General features: G+C 29.8%; 17 protein-coding genes. 16 read left to right on the forward strand and 1 reads right to left on the reverse strand.

The features are described from left to right. The first annotated feature begins 166 nt into the window (after window positions 1-166). Window positions 167-1,054 carry a C39 family peptidase gene (locus tag CHL78_RS06860; protein ID WP_094369662.1) on the forward strand — a complete coding sequence of 296 codons (888 nt, stop codon included), beginning with the start codon at window positions 167-169 and terminating at the stop codon, window positions 1,052-1,054. A gap of 56 nt (window positions 1,055-1,110) precedes the next feature. On the opposite strand, the gene CHL78_RS06865 is transcribed toward CHL78_RS06860, so the two are convergent. Beyond that, window positions 1,111-1,902, reverse strand: coding sequence for a TIGR00266 family protein (locus CHL78_RS06865; RefSeq protein WP_094369663.1), 792 nt, complete (start codon window positions 1,900-1,902; stop codon window positions 1,111-1,113). Between the two features lie 251 nt (window positions 1,903-2,153). On the opposite strand from CHL78_RS06865, the gene CHL78_RS06870 reads away from it, so the two are divergent. From CHL78_RS06870 to CHL78_RS06935, 15 genes are all read left to right on the forward strand, one after another. Continuing rightward, on the forward strand, window positions 2,154-4,040 hold the full coding sequence (locus CHL78_RS06870; protein WP_094369664.1) for a beta-N-acetylhexosaminidase: 1,887 nt from the start codon (window positions 2,154-2,156) through the stop codon (window positions 4,038-4,040). Window positions 4,041-4,345: 305 nt separating this feature from the next. Beyond that, window positions 4,346-5,971 carry a Na/Pi cotransporter family protein gene (locus CHL78_RS06875; protein ID WP_094369665.1) on the forward strand — a complete coding sequence of 542 codons (1,626 nt, stop codon included), beginning with the start codon at window positions 4,346-4,348 and terminating at the stop codon, window positions 5,969-5,971. Window positions 5,972-6,442: 471 nt separating this feature from the next. Beyond that, complete coding sequence (locus CHL78_RS06880; RefSeq protein ID WP_158540650.1) at window positions 6,443-7,819, forward strand: C40 family peptidase; 1,377 nt, start codon at window positions 6,443-6,445, stop codon at window positions 7,817-7,819. Between the two features lie 107 nt (window positions 7,820-7,926). Further along, on the forward strand, window positions 7,927-9,105 hold the full coding sequence (locus tag CHL78_RS06885; RefSeq protein WP_094365958.1) for a cation diffusion facilitator family transporter: 1,179 nt from the start codon (window positions 7,927-7,929) through the stop codon (window positions 9,103-9,105). Between the two features lie 103 nt (window positions 9,106-9,208). After that, on the forward strand, window positions 9,209-9,745 hold the full coding sequence (locus tag CHL78_RS06890) for a deoxycytidylate deaminase (RefSeq protein ID WP_094365957.1): 537 nt from the start codon (window positions 9,209-9,211) through the stop codon (window positions 9,743-9,745). Between the two features lie 101 nt (window positions 9,746-9,846). Next, the gene (locus tag CHL78_RS06895; protein ID WP_094365956.1) at window positions 9,847-10,035 is read left to right on the forward strand and encodes a ferredoxin; all 189 of its coding nucleotides are present in this window, start codon (window positions 9,847-9,849) and stop codon (window positions 10,033-10,035) included. Between the two features lie 317 nt (window positions 10,036-10,352). Beyond that, window positions 10,353-10,574: a hypothetical protein gene (locus CHL78_RS20685; protein WP_158540651.1), complete on the forward strand. Its 222-nt coding sequence runs from the start codon at window positions 10,353-10,355 to the stop codon at window positions 10,572-10,574. Between the two features lie 10 nt (window positions 10,575-10,584). Beyond that, complete coding sequence (locus CHL78_RS06900) at window positions 10,585-11,343, forward strand: GNAT family N-acetyltransferase (protein ID WP_094365955.1); 759 nt, start codon at window positions 10,585-10,587, stop codon at window positions 11,341-11,343. 36 nt (window positions 11,344-11,379) lie between these two features. After that, complete coding sequence (locus tag CHL78_RS06905) at window positions 11,380-12,402, forward strand: threonine aldolase family protein (RefSeq protein WP_094365954.1); 1,023 nt, start codon at window positions 11,380-11,382, stop codon at window positions 12,400-12,402. A 212-nt stretch (window positions 12,403-12,614) separates the two neighbouring features. After that, window positions 12,615-13,133 (forward strand): VanZ family protein, encoded by a 519-nt coding sequence (locus CHL78_RS06910; RefSeq protein ID WP_094365953.1) that lies wholly within the window; start codon window positions 12,615-12,617, stop codon window positions 13,131-13,133. Window positions 13,134-13,142: 9 nt separating this feature from the next. Beyond that, window positions 13,143-13,403, forward strand: a complete 261-nt coding sequence (locus tag CHL78_RS06915) for a DUF1294 domain-containing protein (RefSeq protein ID WP_094365952.1) — start codon at window positions 13,143-13,145, stop codon at window positions 13,401-13,403. A gap of 250 nt (window positions 13,404-13,653) precedes the next feature. Further along, window positions 13,654-16,248 (forward strand): ATP-dependent chaperone ClpB, encoded by a 2,595-nt coding sequence (gene clpB, locus CHL78_RS06920; RefSeq protein WP_116041302.1) that lies wholly within the window; start codon window positions 13,654-13,656, stop codon window positions 16,246-16,248. A 291-nt stretch (window positions 16,249-16,539) separates the two neighbouring features. Next, window positions 16,540-17,394 (forward strand): GNAT family N-acetyltransferase, encoded by an 855-nt coding sequence (locus tag CHL78_RS06925; protein WP_094366126.1) that lies wholly within the window; start codon window positions 16,540-16,542, stop codon window positions 17,392-17,394. A gap of 68 nt (window positions 17,395-17,462) precedes the next feature. Further along, a complete protein-coding gene (locus CHL78_RS06930; protein WP_158540652.1) occupies window positions 17,463-18,206 on the forward strand; it encodes an alpha/beta fold hydrolase in 744 nt (247 codons plus the stop codon). Between the two features lie 187 nt (window positions 18,207-18,393). Continuing rightward, entirely contained in the window at window positions 18,394-22,608 is a 4,215-nt protein-coding gene (locus tag CHL78_RS06935; protein ID WP_094366122.1) for an acyl-CoA dehydratase activase-related protein, read from the forward strand. Window positions 22,609-22,825 lie beyond the last annotated feature (217 nt).

The raw sequence follows: 22,825 nt of genomic DNA on the forward strand, positions 1-22,825 counted from the left end.
TTTTTTTATAAAATATTGCAACTATGAATAAAATTATATAGAATAGTATATATAACTTCAGTAAAAAGCTTTTACGACTTGTTTACATTTTTAGGATATTTTATAGAAATAAGGCTTATATACTCGTGTTAATAGGAAAAATTAGGCAGATGAAGGGAAGACAACAATGAGTTATAAAAGAAAAATTAAAAGTAATGTTAAATACTCACTTTTGTTTGTAGTCATAGCAGTTGGTATTTATGTAGGTTTTGGTAAAGTAGTTAAGTCATTTAGTGACTCATCTTCAAATATAGAAAATCAAGAAGCGGTATCGAATAAAGAAAAAGAAGAAATACCAGTAGAAGTACTAAGCTCAACAGACCCGACAATACAAGAACTGCTTGAGATATCTGACAAATATCCAGAGGTAAATAAAATATTAAGTAATTTAAGTTCATATCCTAAGCAGTTATTAGAGTTAGCTGCTAAAAAAGTCGAGACTATAGATTTTGTTGCTGACTATGTTAATCAGGAGCCATCATCTAATGATGAAAAAATATCTATAAAAAATGATTATAAAAAAGGGGAAATACCTCTTTTCATTCAATGGGATGAAAGGTGGGGATATAATAAATATGGACCAGATTTTATAGCAATCAATGGATGTGGCCCTACGTCTTTAGCGATGGTTGCAGTTGGACTTACAGATAATACTGATATAAATCCTAAGGTAGTTGTAGACTTTAGCCTTAAAAATGGATACTTAGTAGATGGGGTAGGTTCTAGTTGGAGTCTTATGACAGAAGGTGCAAAAAGTTTTGGATTAAGAGGTAAAGAGTTGCCACTGAGTGAGCCAGTAATAATATCTACTTTGAAAAAAGGCCAACCTATTATAGCTAGTATGGGTCCTGGAGAATTCACAACACAAGGCCACTATATAGTACTTACAGGTGTAGATAAAGATGGAAAGATAATTGTAAATGATTCAGATAGCAAAGAAAGAAGTAAAATGACTTGGGATATAGATGTATTTATGAAAGAAACTAAAAATCTATGGTCATTTACTACTAGATAAAAAATTTAAAGAGGCAAGAGCTTAATATAAGCTTTATGCCTCTTTTTTATTAATATTTATTTTTCAAACATATTTCCAAATGATCCTAAAATACTTCCTTCACCCCTTTGATCTCCATAATTTTGAGGAGCACTAGCAAATACTTTAGAAGCTAATCTGCTAAATGGTAAGCTCTGTATCCACACATCTCCAGGGCCAGTTAGAGTTGCGAAGAAAATACCTTCGCCACCAAAAAGTGTATTTTTTATTCCACCAACAAACTCTATATCATAATGAATATCTTTAGACATAGCAACTAAACATCCTGTATCAACTTTAAGTTTTTGTCCAGGTATTAATTCTTTCTTTACTATAGTACCACCCGCATGAATAAAACATAATCCATCACCTTCTAGTTTTTGAAGAATAAATCCTTCTCCACCAAAAAAACCAACACTAAGCTTTTTTCTAAAATCTATACCAACACTAACACCTTTAGCAGCGCATAAAAAAGCATCTTTTTGGCATATCAACTTACCTCCGACAAGAGATAAATCAACAGGTATAATTTTACCAGGATAAGGAGATGCAAAAGAAACTCTTTCTTTATTATTTCCAGCATTAGTAAATGCAGTCATGAATAAGCTTTCACCAGTTAGAACTCTTTTTGCTGCTCCACCAAGAGCTCCAAATAAGCCAGAACTACTTTTTTTGCTGCCATCACCAAATATAGTTTCCATTTCAATATTTTGATCCATCATCATCATAGCTCCAGCTTCTGCAATTACAGTTTCCTTTGGATCAAGTTCTATTTCTACAAATTGCATATCATTCCCATATAATTGAAAATCCACATCATGAGATTTCATATAATACACCCTCCTATAAATAAAAGTATTATGATAAATGAACTACATACTTTTAATTATAATCTATATTACTTAACAATTATTACTATAAAAATATATTAGTATTAAATTTAATATTTTTTATTAACCTCTTACTACAAAATATAAAAATATTGAAAATATATAAGATAATAAACTGGAAAAGTTTATGATATAATTTATTAGATTATAGTATTAGGTAAGTAAGAATTATTATACAATAGGGGGGAATTATGAAGTTAAAGCTAGTAAATCTAAATGACGAATTATTAAGCGACTTACGAGAAATAAGTAAAGTAATTAATATTGAATTTTGTAATAGTGGAGAAAAAATATATGTAAGTAAACTTGATGATATAGAGGAAAATGTTTTAGAAATAAGTAATGGTATAGTCAAGTACAAAAATAAGCATCATTTATTTAGAGCCATAGGGTTATATGCCCAGTTAAATAAAGGCGAAGAATTTTATTGGGAGGAAAAATCTTATATTCCAGATATAGGACCTATGATTGATGCATCAAGAAATGCTGTATATAAAGTGGATAAAATAAAAGATATTATGGCTACTATGGCTGTATTAGGACTAAATAGAATTATGTTATATACAGAAGATACATATGAGATTAAAGGATATGAATACTTTGGATATTTAAGGGGCAGGTATTCTAGTGATGAACTGAGAGAGATAGATGAGTATGGTCAGAAGTTGGGAATAGAGGTTATACCATGTATACAAACCCTAGCACATCTTAAGCAAACATTAAAATGGAACTATGGAGAAGATATAAAAGATACTGATGATGTTTTATTGGTAGGAGAAGATAAGACGTATGAATTTATCGATGCTATGATAAAAAATATAAAAAGTTGCTTCAGAAGTAATAAGATACATATTGGAATGGATGAGGCATTTGATTTGGGAAGAGGAGAGTATATTAATAAGAATGGATATACTAATCATTTTGATATAATGATAAATCATTTAAGTAAAGTATACAGTATATGCAAAAGCTATAATCTTGAACCTATGATGTGGGATGATATGTTTTTTAGAGCAGGGGCTCCCAATGGGTTTTATTATAATCAAGATACTTTCATTAGTAAGGAAATAGCAGAGAAGATACCAAAAGATTTATCTTTAGTTTATTGGGATTATTATCATAAAGACAGAGATATATATAGAAAGTTTTTTGATATTAGAAAAGTATTTAATAATAAAGTAATATTTGCAGGTGGTATTTGGAAGTGGACTGGACTTGTACCTAATTATGATCAAACATTTAAATCAAGCAACGAGGCAATGTTTGCTTGTAAAGAAGAAAATATAAAAGAAGTAATAATTACTGCATGGGGAGATGATGGAGATGAGACGACAATAGATACAATTACTCCTGGTTTAATTTTATTTGCAGAACATGCATATTCAAAAAATATTGATATGCAGTGGATAGACAAAAGATGTGAGTTTTTTACAGATCTAAAGCTAAAGGATTTCTTTGAATTGCAAAAACTTGATAAGATAGAATCCGGAGATAGTGAAAATTTGAGAACTGTAAATCCATCTAAGTATTTATTATATCAAGATATATTGTTGGGTGCTTTTGATGCTCATATAGAAAATTTAAGTGATTTAAGAACTTACTACGAAAAAGTTTCAGTTGATTTACTTGAGATTGCAAATAAAAGTAGAAAATATGAGTTACTGTTTAAGTTCTATGCTGAGTTAAGTAAGGTGCTTGCTATAAAATCTGATATAGGTGTAAAAATTAAAACAGCATATGAAGATAATAACTTAATAGAGCTTATAAACATATGTGATAATACGTTAGATGAATTAATAATTAGGCTAGATAATTTCCAAAATACTTATAGACAACAATGGTATAAAGACTGTAAAGGTCATGGTTTTGAGGTTATAGATATAAGACTGGGTGGTGTGAGGTCGAGAATAAATTCTACTAAATTTAGACTGAAAAGTTATTTAAATAATGAGATTGACTGTATTGAAGAGCTAGAAGATCGTAGGCTCTACTATAGTTATGATTTCACTAATGATTCAAAGCAAATAAGTTGTAATAGATATAAAGATATATCTACACAAAATACATTGAGCTGGTAATATAGTTAATAAATATATCAAATATAATATTAAATACGTTTTAGTATTTATATATAAGTTCTTATAGAGTGTAGACTATCATTGTTTACACTCTTTATTTTTTATTTTATTCTTAACTAAATTTTTACTGATATTTAACTGTAATGTAATACTATCTTAATAATTAACTGATATTTAACATGGATTTAATATAAAATCCGATAACTTAACATCACCTTAACAAAAAGTAACAAAATATTTGATAAAATGAAAAAGTAATAATTAATGAATACATAAACAATTTGTATTTTAGGAGGAACTTAAAAGTGGAAATAGCAATAAATTTAATGGGTGGTCTTGGAATGTTCTTATATGGTATGAACATGATGGGAGACGGACTTCAAAAATCAGCAGGAACTAAATTAAAAAGAATAATAGAACTTTTAACAAGTAATGTTTTAATGGGTGTTATAGTAGGAGCTTTAGTTACAGCGATAATACAAAGTTCTAGTGCAACGACTGTTATGGTAGTTGGTTTTGTTAACGCAGGAATAATGACACTTCCTCAAGCAATAGGTGTAATAATGGGGGCAAATATAGGGACAACTATAACTGCTCAATTAGTATCGCTTGACTTAGTTGGCTTAGCACCAGTAGCTTTAGGAATAGGTATAGTAATGTATTTATTCTCATCTAAGCCAAAAGTAAAGACAGCAGCTGAAATATTAATAGGATTTGGTATACTATTTACCGGTATGGACTTTATGAAGGAGGCAGTAAAGCCTCTAGCTGAGTTTTCAGGATTTACAAATGCATTAGTAACATTTGGTAAGCAACCAATACTTGGTGTATTATTAGGATTTGGTATAACTGCAATAGTTCAAAGCTCAAGTGCATCTATGGGGATGTTACTTGCACTATCATCTCAAGGGTTAATACCTCTTTCAGCGGCATTACCAATATTATATGGAGAAAATATAGGTACTTGTGTTACTTCATTAATATCTAGTATAGGAGCTAGTAAGAATGCAAGAAGAGCAGCAACTATGCACTTAGTATTTAATATAATTGGTACCTTAATATTTATGTTAGTACTTTCTAAGCCAATAACAATGATAGTTACTAACTTAGATCCAACAGATGTAAGTAGACAAATTGCAAACTCACATACATTATTTAACATAATAAACGTTATAGTATTACTTCCATTCGCTAAGTTAATAGTTAAACTTACTATGAAGCTTATACCAGAGAGAGAAGATGAAAAAGAAGATGCTAAAACAGTTAAATATATAGATGAAAGAATGATGGAAACACCAGCTATAGCATTATCTAATACTTTTAAAGAAACTTTAAGAATGGGTGATAAAGCTAAGACAGCCTTAAGTAATGCTATGGATGGATTTGTAGGTAAGTCACAAGAGAAAGTAAATAAATCATTAGAAGAAGAAAAAGTAATAAATATATTGCAAAAAACAATATTAAATTATCTATTAAAGCTATCTAAGACTTCATTAAATAATGAGTCAAGAGAGACTGTAGATGAATTATTCAATACAGTAAATGATATAGAAAGAGTTGGAGATCACGCAGAAAATATAGCAGAATTAGCAGCAAGTGCTATTGAAAAAGATTTAAAACTATCTAAAGAAGGTACAGAAGAGTTAATAGAAATGTACAATAAAGTTATGGAAGCTTACTCAAGTGCATTAGAATGTATGAAAAATTCAGATATAGATTTAGCTTGTAGAGTTATAAAGATGGAAGAGCAAGTTGATATAATGGAAAAGAGATGTCGTAAGAACCATATGAACAGATTAAACTCAAGTTCATGTACTATAGATACAGGTGTAATATACTTAGATTTAATAAGCAACTTAGAAAGAATTTCTGACCATGCTGTAAATATAGCAGAGAGAGTAATAAAAGGAAATAATAAACAATTAGCATAGTAAATGTAACGATATAGGTTATCTTAAACAAATTAATTTTGATGGAGGTATTGAAATTCCACAACATTGTTTGATTAAAGATAACCTATATTTTTATGACAAATTGTAACTTTTTTGTAACTTTTTTGCAATCTATTTATCGAAAGATGTTTACAAAGGGGATGACTATAATGTAAAATATAACTAAGACTGTAATTTATTGTTGAAATAGTTACATTCTTACTAAAAAAATTCGGATGCTAAATAAAGTAATTGTAAGTGGAGAGAGTAGCTTAGGTGAATTTTTAAAACGTGCAGGGATTATGAATTATATTATTTTAGTAATTTATGATCCCGATGGCAAGGCTTAATGAATTTACCAACATATTGCCCAGGCAATATACCTATCTTTACAAATACACAATCAATATAGGTAGTTGGAAAATAGGCCTAGCAAATTATAGAATAAAATGGGACTTAGGAGATATTAATATGATAAGAAAAAGTGTAATGATGTCAATTGGAATAGGTGCAGCAGCATTAGCATTTAATACAACGGAAGCAAGTGCTGCTGAAAAAGCAACAGTGACTGCAGATGTATTAAATGTAAGAAGTGGGGCAGGAACTAGTCACTCAGTAATAGGAAAGCTATATAATGGAAATACTGTAGAGATAATAAGTACATCAAATGGATGGCATAATGTAAAACTATCTAATGGAAAAACTGGTTGGGTAAGTGCGGAATACATAAGTGTATCTGGTAGTACAACACCATCTACAGGAGAAAAAGGAACAGTAACTGCAGATGCATTAAACGTAAGAAGTGGAGCAGGAACAGGTTACTCTATAACTGGGAAATTATATAGAGGAAATACTGTAGAAATATTAAGTAGTTCAAATGGATGGTATAATGTAAAACTATCTAATGGAAAGACTGGTTGGGTAAGTGCTCAATATGTAACAGTAGGTGGATCTTCAAATGAAGGAAATAATGGATCAACAACACCATCTACAGGAGAAAAAGGAACAGTAACTGCAGATGCATTAAATGTAAGAAGCGGGGCAAGTACTAGTTATTCTGTAATAGGAAAGCTATATAAAGGAAATACTGTAGAAATATTAAGCTCATCAAACGGATGGCATAATGTAAAATTATCAAATGGAAGTACTGGTTGGGTAAGTGCTCAATATGTAACAATGGGTGGATCTTCAAATGAAGGAAATAATGGATCAACAACACCATCTACAGGAGAAAAAGGAACAGTAAATGCAGATACATTAAATGTAAGAAGTGGAGCAGGAACAAACTACTCTGTAACTGGGAAGTTATACAAAGGAAATACTGTTGAAATATTAAGTAGTTCAAATGGATGGCACAATGTAAAGCTATCTAATGGAAATACAGGATGGGTAAGTGCACAGTATATAACAATAGGTGGATCTTCAAATGAAGGAAACCAAGGTGGTGGAGAAAGTACTGATAAACCATCAACTAATGTTCAAGAAGCTATAGTAAATGAAGCTAAAAAACATTTAGGAAAACCATATGTATGGGGAGCTGAAGGTCCAGGTTCATTTGACTGTTCAGGACTTACATATTATGTATATAAAAATGCTGCAGGTATCACATTACCAAGAGTATCTAGAGATCAATCTAAAGTTGGGACAACTATAGGTAAATCAGATCTTCAACCAGGAGACTTATTATTCTCTAGTACAGATGGAAGTGGAGGAGTTAACCATGTAGGTATCTACATAGGAGGCGGGCAAATGATACATGCTCCACAATCTGGTGATGTTGTTAAAACAACAAATATAAATACTTCTTACTGGAATAATGCATTCCTTTGGGCTAAGAGAGTTATATAATCAAAATAAAGTAGCAAAAGAGATGTTGGTTAATTAATACTAGCATCTCTTTTTATATTTTACATACAATAGAAGCGAAGTTATTTTTAGAAATGGAGTGATAATGTATGCTATCGGGATTTTTAGTAAGAATTTTTATAAAAGATGAGGATAATATTCAAAATGATGAAGTTAGAAATAAGTATGGGTATTTAGCGGGTATTATAGGTATAATAGTAAATTTACTATTATTTGGAGTAAAAGTTTCTGTAGGATTACTTACTTCTAGTATTGCGATAATGGCGGATGCTTTTAATAATTTATCAGACATGGCTTCTTCGGTTATTACTATAGTAGGTTTTAAGCTAGCAAGTATTCCTCCTGACAAAGAGCACCCATTTGGTCATGGTAGATTAGAGTACATATCTGCCTTAGTGGTTGCATTTATGGTAATGGTTGTTGGACTACAATTTATCAAATCATCAATTAGTAGAATACTTAACCCTGTTGATATTAAGTTTGAATTTATACCATTTATTTTATTATTAATATCGATTTTAGTAAAAGTATGGTTGGGGCAATTTAATAAATTTATTGGGAATAAAATAGGTTCACAGGCTCTGAAGGCTGCAGCATTAGATGCTATAGGAGATGTGTTTGCCTCATGTTGTGTGGTTATATCATTTTTAGCAGCGAGGTTTACAGATTTGCCGATAGATGGATATATAGGAGTAGTTGTATCTTTGGCAATACTTTATGCAGGATTTACATTAGTAAAAGACACTGTAAGTCCACTACTTGGAGAAGCGCCAGATGAAGAATTGGTAAATAATATTACAAAAGAAGTACTATCTTATGATAATATAATTGGAGCACATGATTTAATAATTCATAATTATGGCGTGGGCAAAGCAATGGCATCAATTCACGCTGAGATTCCTTCTAACATTGATGTAATGAGGATACATGATATTATAGATAGAGCGGAAAGAGAAATATCCGAAAAATTAAAAATATTACTTGTAATTCACATGGATCCAGTATGTATAGAGTGTAAAGAAATACTTAATACGAGAGAGAATATAGAGAAGATAGTATCTAAAAATCCATTTATTAAATCTATACATGATTTTAGAATAATAGGAGAAAAAAATAACAAGAATATAATTTTTGATGCTGTTATAAATTCTCAAAAGCTTAAAAAACTTAAATCTGAAGAAGATTTAAAAAAAGAGTTAGCAGAAGCTATAAAAGAGGTTTATCCAGCGTATAACTGTATAATTACAATTGATAGAGATTTTACTTAACATGACAAGAATCTATGATATATTAATTAAATTTTCTAAAAATAAAATAAAAACCGTCGAAAAAATGATATACTAGTCTTAAATAAACATCTGGAGGGTTATTATGAGAATATTATTTACTCAGTGGGCGATGAATATAGCTGAAGATACAAAGTTAAGAAGTACATGTGTATCTAGACAAGTAGGGGCGGTTATTTGTAGAGATAAACAAATAATAAGTACTGGATATAATGGAGCTCCATCGGGAGCTATTCATTGTTCTGACATAGGGTACTGTGAAAGAAGAAAAAGAAATTTTGAATCAGGTAAAGGGCTTGAAATATGTAGAGCAGGTCATGCAGAAGCGAACGCAATTACTCAATGTGCAAAAAATGGGACTAGCTGTGATGGAGCAGTATTATATGTAACTACTCAGCCATGTGTATTTTGCTGTATATCATTGATACAAGCAGGAATTAAAAAAGTCATATTTAAAGGTGAATATCCAACTGGGTTAGGACTTCAATTATTAGAAGAATCTGGAGTAGAATATATAAAATTTGAAGATGAGTTAGAAAAGGAAAGGCAAGTTGCTGAAATAAAACATGAGACAGAACTTAAAAGAGTAGAAAAATTTATGGCAACTCCAAAGAAATATTAGAGATTATATTGTATTTAAGCACTAATGTGCGTTGATATAATTAGTATAACTTTTTGCTAAAAGGTAATACTATATTTAGTCAAATATAGGAGGTGTTATAAATGAAAGCTAAAGTAGATAAAGATACATGTATAGGATGTGGCGCATGTCCAGGAATATGTCCAGAAATATTTGAAATGGATGATGATGGATTAGCTGTAGCTAAGGATAGTGTAATCCCAGAAGATCTTGAAGAATCAGCTCAAGAAGCGAGAGATGGCTGCCCAGTTGATGCTATAGACATAGACTAATTACATAATGGTATATTTATTAGGGAAATCTAATAAATATACCATTTTTTATTATAGATAATTAGTAAAGCCCATCTTCTTCAATTTCAATTAAACCTTTAAAATCTAAAAATTCCTCCTCAAAGTCTAAGATTAAAGATATTGTAATGTCTTTCATATTTATATCACTATAAAAATAAAGATAAAGGAAGATACAAAAATCTAATTTTATAAATTGACTATTAATATAAATAACAATACAATTTAAATAGATTATTGAAAAAGAGATGTGAAATAATTAAAAAATATTTGAATTATCTTGTACAGCTATGATTGGTATGATACTACAAAATCCTCTAAGTACTGTAGATATGATATTTGTAGGAAAGCTAGGCACAGTTCGATTATTATATGTTATAGCAAATCTTCTATTTAAGCTTCCAGCTATGTACTTACTTAAATATTGGAATAAATGGAGTATAGATATCGGTAGTATTATCTGTTGCTATATAAGCAATTATTATTGTTTTTTATTACAAAAAAGGAAGTTGGAAGGATAAGGTGATATAATTGTTAGTTAAAACTAAATTAGTTGAAAGTAGTCTAAGTGATAATATAGTAAACTTTTTAAATCAAGATAAAATAGCTAATCTTAATATATTTGAGATACTAGAAAACTCAAGTGCTGCAAAAATATATGTTGATAGTTTAGATAAACCAACAGGAGTATTAGTAAATGATGGGTACTTTAATTATGTATACACAAAAGATGATAAATTTATTGATGTTATGTTAAATCAATTCTTTAGTGAAGTTGGAGAGTATGGATTTAGTGGAGTAGAGAGTAAAATGGCAGATAAAATTATTAGTAAACATAATGTTGAATGGAGAAATAAGTGTGATCTTTACTATTATGATGAAGAAAGTGTAGATACAAGTAAAATATCAAGTAATGTAAAGAGTATTGATATAAGAGATGCAGATATGATTAATGATTTTTATACATACAAAAGTGAAAATAGTATATATAGTATAATAGAGTGTATAAAAAACAGATCAACTTCTGGTGTTTATATTGATGGTGATTTAGTTTCTTGGGTGATGGTTCATGAAGATGGATCTATGGGCATCATGTATACTAAGAAAGAATTTAGAAATAAAGGCTATGCAGTAGATGTTACTATTGATTTACTAGATAAGCTTCTTAAGGAAAATAAAATTCCTTTCTTGCATATTGTTGAAGATAATATGCCATCTCATAAACTAGCAAAAAAATGTGGTCTAAAATTATATGGTAAATGCACTTGGTTTGGTATAATTATACAGTAGCATAAAATTTTATACAAAATAATAGGGGGCAATAATATGTATAGTTTAAAAAATGATTATAGTGAAGGAGCACATCCAAGGATACTTGAAACTTTATTAAAAACTAATTTAGAACAAAGTACAGGATATGGTGAAGATAGTTATAGTAATGAGGCAAAAATATTTATACGAAATAGATTAGGTGATGAAAATGTAGATATTCATTTTATTTCGGGAGGAACTCAAACTAATCTTACTGCAATAGCAGCTTTTTTGAGACCATATGAAGCAGCAATAGCAGCTAATACTGGGCATATTTTAGTTCATGAAACGGGAGCAATAGAAGCAACAGGTCACAAAGTTATTTCAGTACCTTCGATAGATGGGAAATTAAAGAGAGAAGATATATTAAAAGTACTTAATGAGCATACTGATGAACATATGGTAAAGCCAAAGCTTGTATATATTTCTAACTCAACAGAAGTTGGTACAATATATTATAAAAAAGAATTAGAAGATTTAAGTAAGGTATGTAGAGAAAATGACTTACTATTATTTATGGATGGTGCAAGGCTAGGGTCTGCTCTATGTTCTAAAGGAAATGATTTAAAGCTTTCTGATTTTAGCGAATTAACAGATGCTTTTTACATAGGAGGAACTAAAAATGGTGCATTTATGGGAGAGGCTTTGGTAATTTGCAATAATTCTCTTAAGAAAGATTTTAGATTCCATATAAAGCAAAGAGGAGCAATGATTGCAAAGGGAAGATTTTTAGGAATACAGTTTTTAGAATTATTTAGAGATGACTTATTCTTTGAACTTGCAGAAAACGCAAATAAGATGGCTGATATTCTTAGAGAAGGAATAAAAAAATTAGGGTATTCATTCTTAGTGGACTCTCCTTCAAATCAATTGTTCCCGGTATTTCCTAACTCTGTTGTAGAAAGATTACAAGAAAAGTATTCATTTAATATACAAGAAAAAATTGGTGATAATAACACTTCTATAAGACTAGTTACTTCTTGGGCAACTAAAGAAGAAGATGTAGTAAAATTTGTAGAAGACTTAAAAAATATATAAGTTAAACATGCCTGGCTTAAATTTTAAGACCAGGTTTTTTAATTATAAGCAATTTATCAGATTAAGTTTGAGAAAAGATCATATTCTTTGAATCATATGTGGGCTAAATATGATATGACATTGCAAGATTATTTAATCGAATTTTTACATCATTTGTAAAGTGTGCTATAATTTATAAAAATACTAAGGATACTTATCCGAGGAGGTGGGCTATGAAAAAGGTTATTTGTATACTATTACTAGTGTTAAGTATGGGAGCTATGTATTATTTTTCAAGCCAAGATGGAAGAAAGTCTAGTGAACAATCTAATAAAGTTGTCAAAGCAATAGATGAAGTGAGAAATGAGGTTACTTTAAAAGATCCGAAATTAATTAGCATAAAAGATAAAATATTTAACAAGCTAAGAGGATATGGAAAGAGTTTTGTAGTAAGAAAAGCGGCTCATTTTAGCATATATGCATGTATTGGAGTTTCTATTTTGCTTGTCATTTATATATTTTTAAAAAAAGTTACATTATCTGCAATTATTGCTTTTATTCTTGCAGTAATGTATGCAGTATTTGATGAGAGAAGACAACTTGCTATTGATGGGCGTGCAGGAAGTATAAAGGATGTATTTATTGATTCAGCAGGAGCTTTTACAGGTATTTTTATTGTAGCTATAATTTTATTGATGGGAAAAGGAATATGGACAATGTTTTCAAAGAAAAGTGAAGACAGAGCTAGTTAAGGAGGGGTTATGGGGAACATATTTTTATATTATATTCTAGCTATTAATATTTTAGCCTATTTTCTGATGTATATTGATAAAAGAAAAGCCATAGAAAAGAAGTGGAGGATAAAAGAAGTTACACTAATTTCTGTAGCTTTGATTGGTGGAAGTATAGGATCTATTTTGGGTATGTATAATTTTAGACACAAGACTAAGCACAATAAGTTTGTAGTTGGGATACCGATTATAATTATTTCTCAGGTTATATTATTAATTATAGTGAGGTAGTTATTTTTATAAAAATAACTACCTCTTAATAGTGCATATATATAGTAAAATTTATTGAATCATAGTTTATAGATTTTAGAATTAATTATATATATAAATGGCATAGATTAACCCCCGTATAACTAAAAAATGGAATTAGCACTCGATGCTTGACAGTGCTAACAAAAATGCTATAATAGATATATCAAGAAAATAAATAAGAAAATATTAATATATTTATTTGATACAATATGAATTGGAGGGATTTAATATGGATATAGAAAAAATGACTGTAAGGGTTCAAAAGAGTTTAAATGAAGCTTATAATGAAGCTGTTAAACATCATAATCAGCAGCTTGAAGTAATCCATCTTTTCTCTGCATTAATAAATCAAGAAGATGGATTAATTCCTAATATATTTGAAAAAATGAATGTTTCAATTGAAGCATTAAGAAATACTACAAGTATAGAACTTAATAAACTACCTCAAATACAAGGAGAGGGAATAGGTTCTCAAGGGGTAACAGCTACAAGAAGAGTAAATGAGGTTTTGATAAAAGCGGAAGAGATTTCTAAGGAATTTAAAGATTCATATATAAGTGTAGAACATGTTATACTTGCTATGATGGATATAGAATCTAAAAATACTGTAGGTAAAATTCTAAAGCAATATAATATAAATAGACAAGACTTCTTACAAGTGTTATCACAAGTAAGAGGAAGTCAAAGGGTAGAAACACAAGACCCAGAAGGAACTTATGAAGCTTTAGCTAGATATGGTACTAACTTAGTAGAATTAGCTAAAAAGCATAAGCTTGATCCTGTTATAGGTAGGGATGAAGAAATAAGAAGAGTAATAAGGATATTATCAAGAAGAACTAAGAATAACCCTGTATTAATAGGGGAGCCTGGTGTAGGTAAGACCGCAATAGTAGAGGGATTAGCAGAAAGAATAGTAAGAGGAGATGTACCTGAAGGGTTAAAAGATAAAATAGTATATTCTCTAGATATGGGTTCTTTAATTGCTGGTGCTAAATATAGAGGTGAATTTGAAGAAAGATTAAAAGCTGTATTAAAAGAAGTACAAAGTGCAGAAGGTAAGATAATCTTATTTATAGACGAAATACACACTATAGTTGGTGCTGGGAAAACTGATGGAGCGATGGATGCAGGTAACTTAATAAAGCCTATGCTTGCAAGAGGAGAATTAAACTGTATCGGTGCAACTACATTTGATGAATATAGACAATATATAGAAAAAGACAAGGCGCTAGAAAGACGTTTCCAACCTGTAATTGCTGAAGAACCAACTGTAGGTGATACTATATCTATTTTAAGAGGCCTTAAGGAAAGATTTGAAATTCACCATGGTGTAAGAATACATGACTCTGCTATAGTTGCAGCTGCAAAGCTTTCAGATAGATATATTCAAGATAGATTTTTACCAGACAAGGCTATAGATTTAATAGATGAAGCTGGTGCTATGATTCGTAGTGAGATTGATTCTCTTCCTACAGAACTAGATGTAGTAAGAAGAAGACTATTTACACTTGAAACAGAAAGAGAAGCATTATTAAAAGAAAATGATGAAAAGAGTAAGGCTAGACTTGAAAAGACTTTAAAAGAAATCTCAGAACTCAAAGAAAAAAATGATGAGATGACTGCTAAATATGAAAAAGAAAAAGGTCAAATACTTGAAATAAGGGATTTAAAAGGAAAGCTAGATGATGCAAAAGGTGAAGTAGAAAGATACGAAAGAGAATATGATTTTAATAAAGCCGCTGAAGTAAAATACGGTGTAATTCCAAAGCTAGAAGAGCAAATAAAAGTATGTGAAGAAAAAATAAAAGAAAGTTATGAACATGCATTATTAAAAGAAGAAGTAACCGAAAATGAAATATCTCAAATAGTATCAAAATGGACAGGAATACCAGTTACTAAGCTTGTTGAAGGTGAAAGAGAAAAATTACTAAAATTAGAAGAAGAGCTTCAAAAGAGAGTAATTGGTCAAGATGCTGCGGTAACTGCTGTATCTAATGCAGTAATACGTGCTCGTGCAGGACTAAAAGATGAGAAAAAACCTATTGGTTCATTTATATTCCTAGGACCTACTGGAGTAGGTAAAACAGAGCTTGCTAAGACTTTAGCTAACAACTTATTTGATAGTGAGGAAAATATAATAAGAATAGATATGTCTGAATATATGGAAAAGCATGCAGTATCTAGACTTATAGGACCTCCTCCAGGATATGTAGGATACGAAGAAGGTGGGCAACTTACAGAAGCAGTAAGACGTGCTCCATATTCAGTTATACTATTTGATGAGATTGAAAAAGCTCACGAAGACGTATTTAACTTATTCCTTCAAATACTTGATGATGGTAGACTTACTGATAATAAAGGTAAAACTGTAGATTTTAAAAATACACTTATTATCATGACATCAAATATTGGTAGTAGCTATTTATTAGAAGCTGGTGGAAATATAACAGAGCAAACTGAAGATCTTGTAATGAATGAAATGAAGCGTAGATTTAAACCGGAATTCTTAAACAGAGTTGACGATATAATAATGTTTAAGCCTTTAGATGAATCTGGAATTAAAAAGATAATAGACATTTTTATGAAGGATTTAAGAAGAAGGCTTGACGAAAAAAATATGGGAATGGAAGTTACAGATTCAGCAAAAGAGATCATAGTAAGAGAAGGATATGATCCAGTATACGGAGCAAGACCGCTTAAAAGATATATTGGTAATACCTTAGAAACTATTATAGCTAGAAAGATTATATCGGGAGAACTTTACAGCGGATGTACAATAGTTATAGATGGAGAAGAGAATAATATTAATGTAACTGTAAAATAGATAAAAGGTATATATGTAAGCTTTACATATATACCTTTTTGTTATGATGTAAGTGCAGAAGACAAAAAGAAGATTTTATATATAAGTTCTGGAATGCTACATTTGTAGCTATACGCTTTTTTATTTTCTCATAATTACTTATATATACTAAATGGATTATTATACATTTTTATTATATTAATTGAAGTAGAATATGGATATTTAAATAAATTCGACAAAATAAGAGGAAATACTAATCTCTTGTTGAACTGTATATAAAAATTATAAAATTCGTGGGTGGTGTATATACATATGGATATTTTAATAGCTAATATACTTGATGAAAATCAAATAAATGAAGTGAAAAAATTACAAAATAGATGCAATAAAATAGATGGACTTAAAAATGATGCTTTTCTTTCAAATGAATTAAATTTTAGAAAGGATATACCTTGCTTTTACCTGGCGTATGAAGGTAAAAATTTAGTATCATTTCTGACTACATTTATGCCAACGTCTTCAGAGGCTGAGATTATAGCGTTTACTGATACTGAATATAGAAAAAAAGGGTATTTTACATCTTTACTTGAAGAAGCTAGATACATCATAAAAAGTGCATCAGTTACAAAAATCCTATTTGTAGTAGAATCAAATAGTAAATCGGGAGATAAGGTGATAAAAAGATATTCATCTGCAAAATGTAATCATTCAGAATATACACTATCATGTGTAGATAAAATTAATAAATCTATAAATGAAGAACTATGCACAAAGTTAGTGGATGCTAATATTAAAGAGAATTACTTATATTTAGCTAAAGATGTATTTAATTTACCAGCTGGGGAGTATGAAAATTTTGTACAGCATACAATAGATGCCATAGATAGAGATGCATATATTGTTTACTATAATGATTTACCAATAGGTATTTTCAATATTAATTTTAAAGATAATGTATCTTTTATTTATAGCCTAGGGTTAGTGACCTCATATAGAAGAAGGGGATATGGCAAGAAGCTATTAAATATTGCGTTAAATAAGGCATTTGAAGGCAGTGAAAAAGTATTGCTAGATGTAGATTCTAATAACTTGCCAGCGTATAACCTTTATACAAACAATGGATTTAATGTAGAGTATCAAGTTGATTATTATTCTTATAATATATAGATATAGATTAAAGTGTTGTTACTAGTACATATAATAAAATGACTAAAATATATAGGGGGAATCATTCAATGAAATACATAGAAGGATGGTCTAATAGTGATAATGTAAAAATTCATTATATATACAATGAAAAATACGACAAAGCAAAGGTACCACTACTAGTTTGTCCAGGTCTATCAGAGTCAGCAGAGGATTATATAAAGTTAATAAGTGATTTAAATGACAGAAGATGTATTGTTCTTTCTTTTAGAGGCAGAGGAAAAAGTGATGCACCAAAAAATAGATATACACTAGAAAATCATATTAGTGACATAGAATCAGTAGCAAAAAAATTAAATTTAAATGAGTTTTGCATTATGGCACGCTCAAGAGGAGTCTCTTATGCTTTAGGTTACTCAATATTAAACTCTAGCTTATTAAAAGGAATGATAATAGAAGAGTATCCTCCAGTACATAAGAAAATGCCAAAAGGATGGGCTGAAGAATTTATCTCACATATGAAAGATGATAAAAATTACAATATTAAATATGATGTATTAAAAGCTATAGAAAAAGATTCAGTACAGATAAATTTTGAAGGTGATTTAAATAAAATTAATTGTCCTATATTGATAATGAAGGGAGAAAAAGAAGAATCTTTACTATCGAGAAAAGAGATTGGGATTTATGTAAAAGGATTAAAAAGCAAAACTATTAAAGTTAAATGCTTTGAACATGATGGTCATGATGTACCGTCAGATAATTATACTGAGTTTTTAAAGACAATAGAAGAATTTTTATTATATAGAGATAGGATGAAAATAAGTAAGTAGTAAAGTTTTATAGATAATATAACTTTATTATTTAAACTAAAAAGGGCATTATCATTTATTAATGATAGTGTCTTTAATTATTTTAAATTAAAATGAATAAATATATGTTTTCGTATTACAAAATAATACAAAATTTGATATACTTATTTCTTATAGAAGTCATTTAAGATAAGTCTCAGGAGGCGTTATGAGTAAAGTATTGAGAGTTGGAATCGATATTGGTTCTACTACTATAAAAATGGTTATTGTAGATAAAAAAGATAATATTATTTATAAAACATACAGAAGGCATTTAGCAGATATAAGGAATGCTTTTATGAAATGTTTACAAGGTGCAAAAGAACATATTACAGATAGCAAACTAACTTTTTCAATTGCTGGTTCTGGAGGTATGAGCCTAGCTAATGATTTAGATATAGATTTTATCCAAGAAGTAATAGCTAGTACAAAGGCAATTCAAGTTAACAATCCCGATACCGATGTAGTAATAGAACTAGGTGGAGAAGATGCAAAGATAACCTACTTAGAAGGTGGGATAGAACAAAGGATGAATGGTACTTGTGCAGGTGGTACAGGGGCATTTATTGATCAGATGGCAGCACTTTTAAATACTGATGCCAGTGGTTTAAACGAATTGGCAAAAGGATATTCTCATATCTATTCTATAGCAGCAAGATGTGGAGTTTTTGCAAAAACTGATGTGCAACCTTTAATTAATGAAGGTGCTAAAAGAGAAGATATAGCAATTTCAATTTTTCATGCAGTAGTTGTACAAACTATAAGTGTACTAGCATGTGGAAGACCTATAAAAGGTAAAGTTGCTTTTTTAGGAGGTCCTTTGACTTTTTTATCAGAGCTTAGAAATAGATTTACTGATGTATTAGAGCTTGAAAAAGAGAGTGTAATATTTCCAGAGAATTCAGAACTTTATATTGCATGGGGTGCAGCATTATCATGTGAAGGAAATAAAATTATAGATTACAATACAATAATAGAGAGGTTAGAAAATATTGACTCAAATAACTGTGAAAAGACTAATAGCCTTGAGACATTATTTAAAAATGATGAAGAATACAATACTTTTATAGATAGACATAATCAAAATAAAGTAAAACAAATTGATATAAATGAAGCTAAAGGAAACTGTTATCTTGGAATAGATGCAGGATCAACAACTACTAAGGCTACTCTAATAAATGAAGATGGAGAAATATTATATTCTTATTATGAGAGTAATAAAGGAAACCCTGTTACTTCAACTATAGGAATATTAAAAGAAATATATAAGAATCTTCCAAAAGAAGCGAAGATTGTAAATGCAGGTGTAACTGGATATGGAGAGGCTTTATTAAAAGAAGCCTTTGGAATAGATATGGGTGAAATTGAAACCGTTGCTCACTATAAAGCAGCAAAGTTTTTCTGTGAAGATGTAGATTTTATTCTTGATATTGGTGGACAAGATATGAAATGCTTAAGAATTAAAGATGGTATTATTCAAAGCATTACTTTAAATGAAGCATGCTCAGCAGGATGTGGATCATTTTTACAAGCATTTGCAAAGTCTTTAGGACTTGATATAAAAGATTTTGCTAAAAAAGCATTGTTTGCAAAATCACCAGTAGATTTGGGATCAAAGTGTACTGTATTTATGAACTCTAAGGTAAAGCAAGCTCAAAAAGAAGGTTTTACAGTTGATGACATATCAGCAGGACTTGCTTATTCAGTAGTTAAAAATACATTGTATAAAGTTATAAAGTTAAGAAATCCTGAGGAGTTAGGAAAAAATATAGTAGTTCAAGGTGGTACATTCTACAATGAAGCAGTACTAAGAAGTTTTGAAGTATTATCCAAAAGAAATGTTATAAGACCAAATATATCAGGCCTTATGGGTGCATTTGGTGCAGCAATACTAGCTAAAGAAAGATTTATAGAAGGTCATAAAACTACCCTATCAAGCTTAGATGAAATAGATAATATTGAAATAAAAAGTACTATGGTTAGATGTGGTAAATGCTCAAATAACTGTTTATTAACTGTAAATAGATTTGGAAATAATAAGAAATTCTTATCAGGAAATAGATGTGATGAGCCACTAGCAACTGCAAATAAAAATGATAATTTACCTAACTTATATCAATATAAATACGATAAATTATTTTCATACAAGCCACTTGAAGAAAGTAAAGCTAAAAGAGGAATAATTGGTATACCTAGAGTTTTAAATATGTATGAAAATTATCCATTCTGGTTTACTATGTTTACTGAACTTGGATTTAGGGTAGCACTGTCTAGCGAGTCTTCAAAGAAGCTATATGAAAAAGGTGTAGAATCAATAGTATCAGAAACTGCATGTTATCCTGCAAAAATGGTACATGGTCATGTTGAAGATTTAATACAAAGAGGAGTTAAAGATATTTTCTATCCTTGTATAATTCATGAAGTTCAAGAACAAGAAGATGCAGATAACTGCTTTAACTGTCCAGTAGTAACTTCTTATGCAGAAGTTATTAAAAATAACATGGAAACGATAGAGGATAAAAATATTAACTTTATGAGCCCATTCTTACCTTTTAGAGATAAGAAGAAGCTTAAGAAAAGATTAGTAAAAGAGTTAGAAAAGTTTAATATATCAAAATCAGAAATAAGCAAAAGTATAGATAAAGCTTATGAAGAGCAAGAAGCATTTAAGGATGATATAAGAAAAAAAGGTGCAGAGACTCTTAGATATATAAGTGATAATAATATTAAAGGAATCTTATTAGGTGGTAGGCCATACCACATAGATCCAGAAATAAACCATGGTATACCAAAGTTAATAAATAGTTTAGGTATGGCGGTGTTTACAGAAGATTCTCTTTCTTATCTAGGAAGTGTAGTAAGACCACTTAATGTAGTTGACCAGTGGGCTTATCACTCAAGATTATATGCTTCGTCAAGCTATATTGCAAATAGAGATGATATAGAATTAGTACAGCTGACATCCTTTGGATGTGGACTTGATTCAATAACTGTAGACCAGGTACAAGAAATATTAGATAGCCACTCAAAAATATATACTAATATCAAAATAGATGAAGGTAGCAACTTAGGAGCAGCAAGAATAAGACTTAGATCTTTAAAAGCTGCCATAGATGAAAGAGAATTAAATAATGTAGTAAGAGAAAGAAAAGATATAGAATTACCAAAACCGTTTGTTAATCCAGGTAAAAAAGGAACAATAATAGTTCCGGAATTTTCACCTGTTCATTTTGAAGTAATACATGCAATGCTTAGACAAAATGGATACAATGTAGTGCTTTTAAAAAATAGTGAGAATGTAATAGATGAAGGGTTAAAATACTTAAATAATGATATATGCTATCCAGCAGTAGTAGTTATAGGTCAGCTTATAGATGCATTAAAATCTGGAGAGTACGATTTAAGTAATACTTCTATACTACTTGCTCAAACAGAAGGCCAGTGTAGATTTACAAATTATGTAAAGGTGCTTGAAAAAGGTCTTAAAGATGCAGGGCTTGATGAAGTACCGGTATTATCACTAAGTTTAGCAGGTATTAAAAAAGAAAATGCTTTAGAAGGATTAAACTTTGAAATACTAAAAAATGCAGTAATAGGTATGATTTATGGAGACTTATTAACAAAAGTTTTATATAGAGTACGTCCATATGAAAAGGTAAAAGGAAGTGCCAATGAACTTTATGAAAAATGGTTAAAAATCTGCCAAGAATCATTTAAGGGTATGAATACAGATGTTTACAAAAAAGTAATTTATCATATGATTGAGGATTTCGAAAGCTTACCAATAGTTGATATAGAAAAGCCTAAGGTTGGAATAGTTGGAGAGTCTTTAGTTAAGCTTAGCCCAATAGCTAACAATAATATTGTTGGTATGCTTGAAGATGAAGGTGTAGAAGTAGTGTCTAATGACTTATTATCTATGTTTTTAGCTCCTGCATATAATAATATTTACAACTATAAAAATATAGAAGGTACTTTAGCAGGAAGTGTTAAAGGAAAGATAACTATTAAGTTTATTGAAAAGTATCAAAAGATATACATTGATGCATTAAAAAATAGTAAGTTATTCTATACATCTGAAAGAATAGAAGATACGGCAAAAAATGCAAGTAAGGTAGTCTCATTAGGTAACCAATCTGGAGAAGGGTGGAAGTTAGCTGGAGAGATAATGGAACTTGTGCATTGGGATGTTAAAAACATAGTATGTATGCAGCCATTTGGATGTCTACCTGCCCATGCAAACACAAGAGGTGCTATAAAGGTACTTAAAAAACACTGTAATGGGTTAAATATTGTACCAATAGAGTACGACCCAGGATCAAGTGAAGTTAACCAGGTAAATAGAATTAAGCTTATGCTTGCAAGTGCATTTAATAGAATATAATAAAAATTCGCTTCGCTCATGTCGCCAACGACTTTGTCCGTTGCTCAAAATAGGGCAGTTTTGTACTGTCCTGTTTTATATATTAAAGGATTAGATGGAGTCGGGATTTTCGATGCTAAGAAATATTGTTTAAAATTTAAAAATAAGGAAATAATTATAATATCCTTGTTATATTTTATATAGTATGATACTATAATAATATAGCAAGGAAATAATA

This window comes from Romboutsia weinsteinii (assembly GCF_002250835.2).
In the GTDB taxonomy this organism is placed as follows: domain Bacteria; phylum Bacillota; class Clostridia; order Peptostreptococcales; family Peptostreptococcaceae; genus Romboutsia_A; species Romboutsia_A weinsteinii.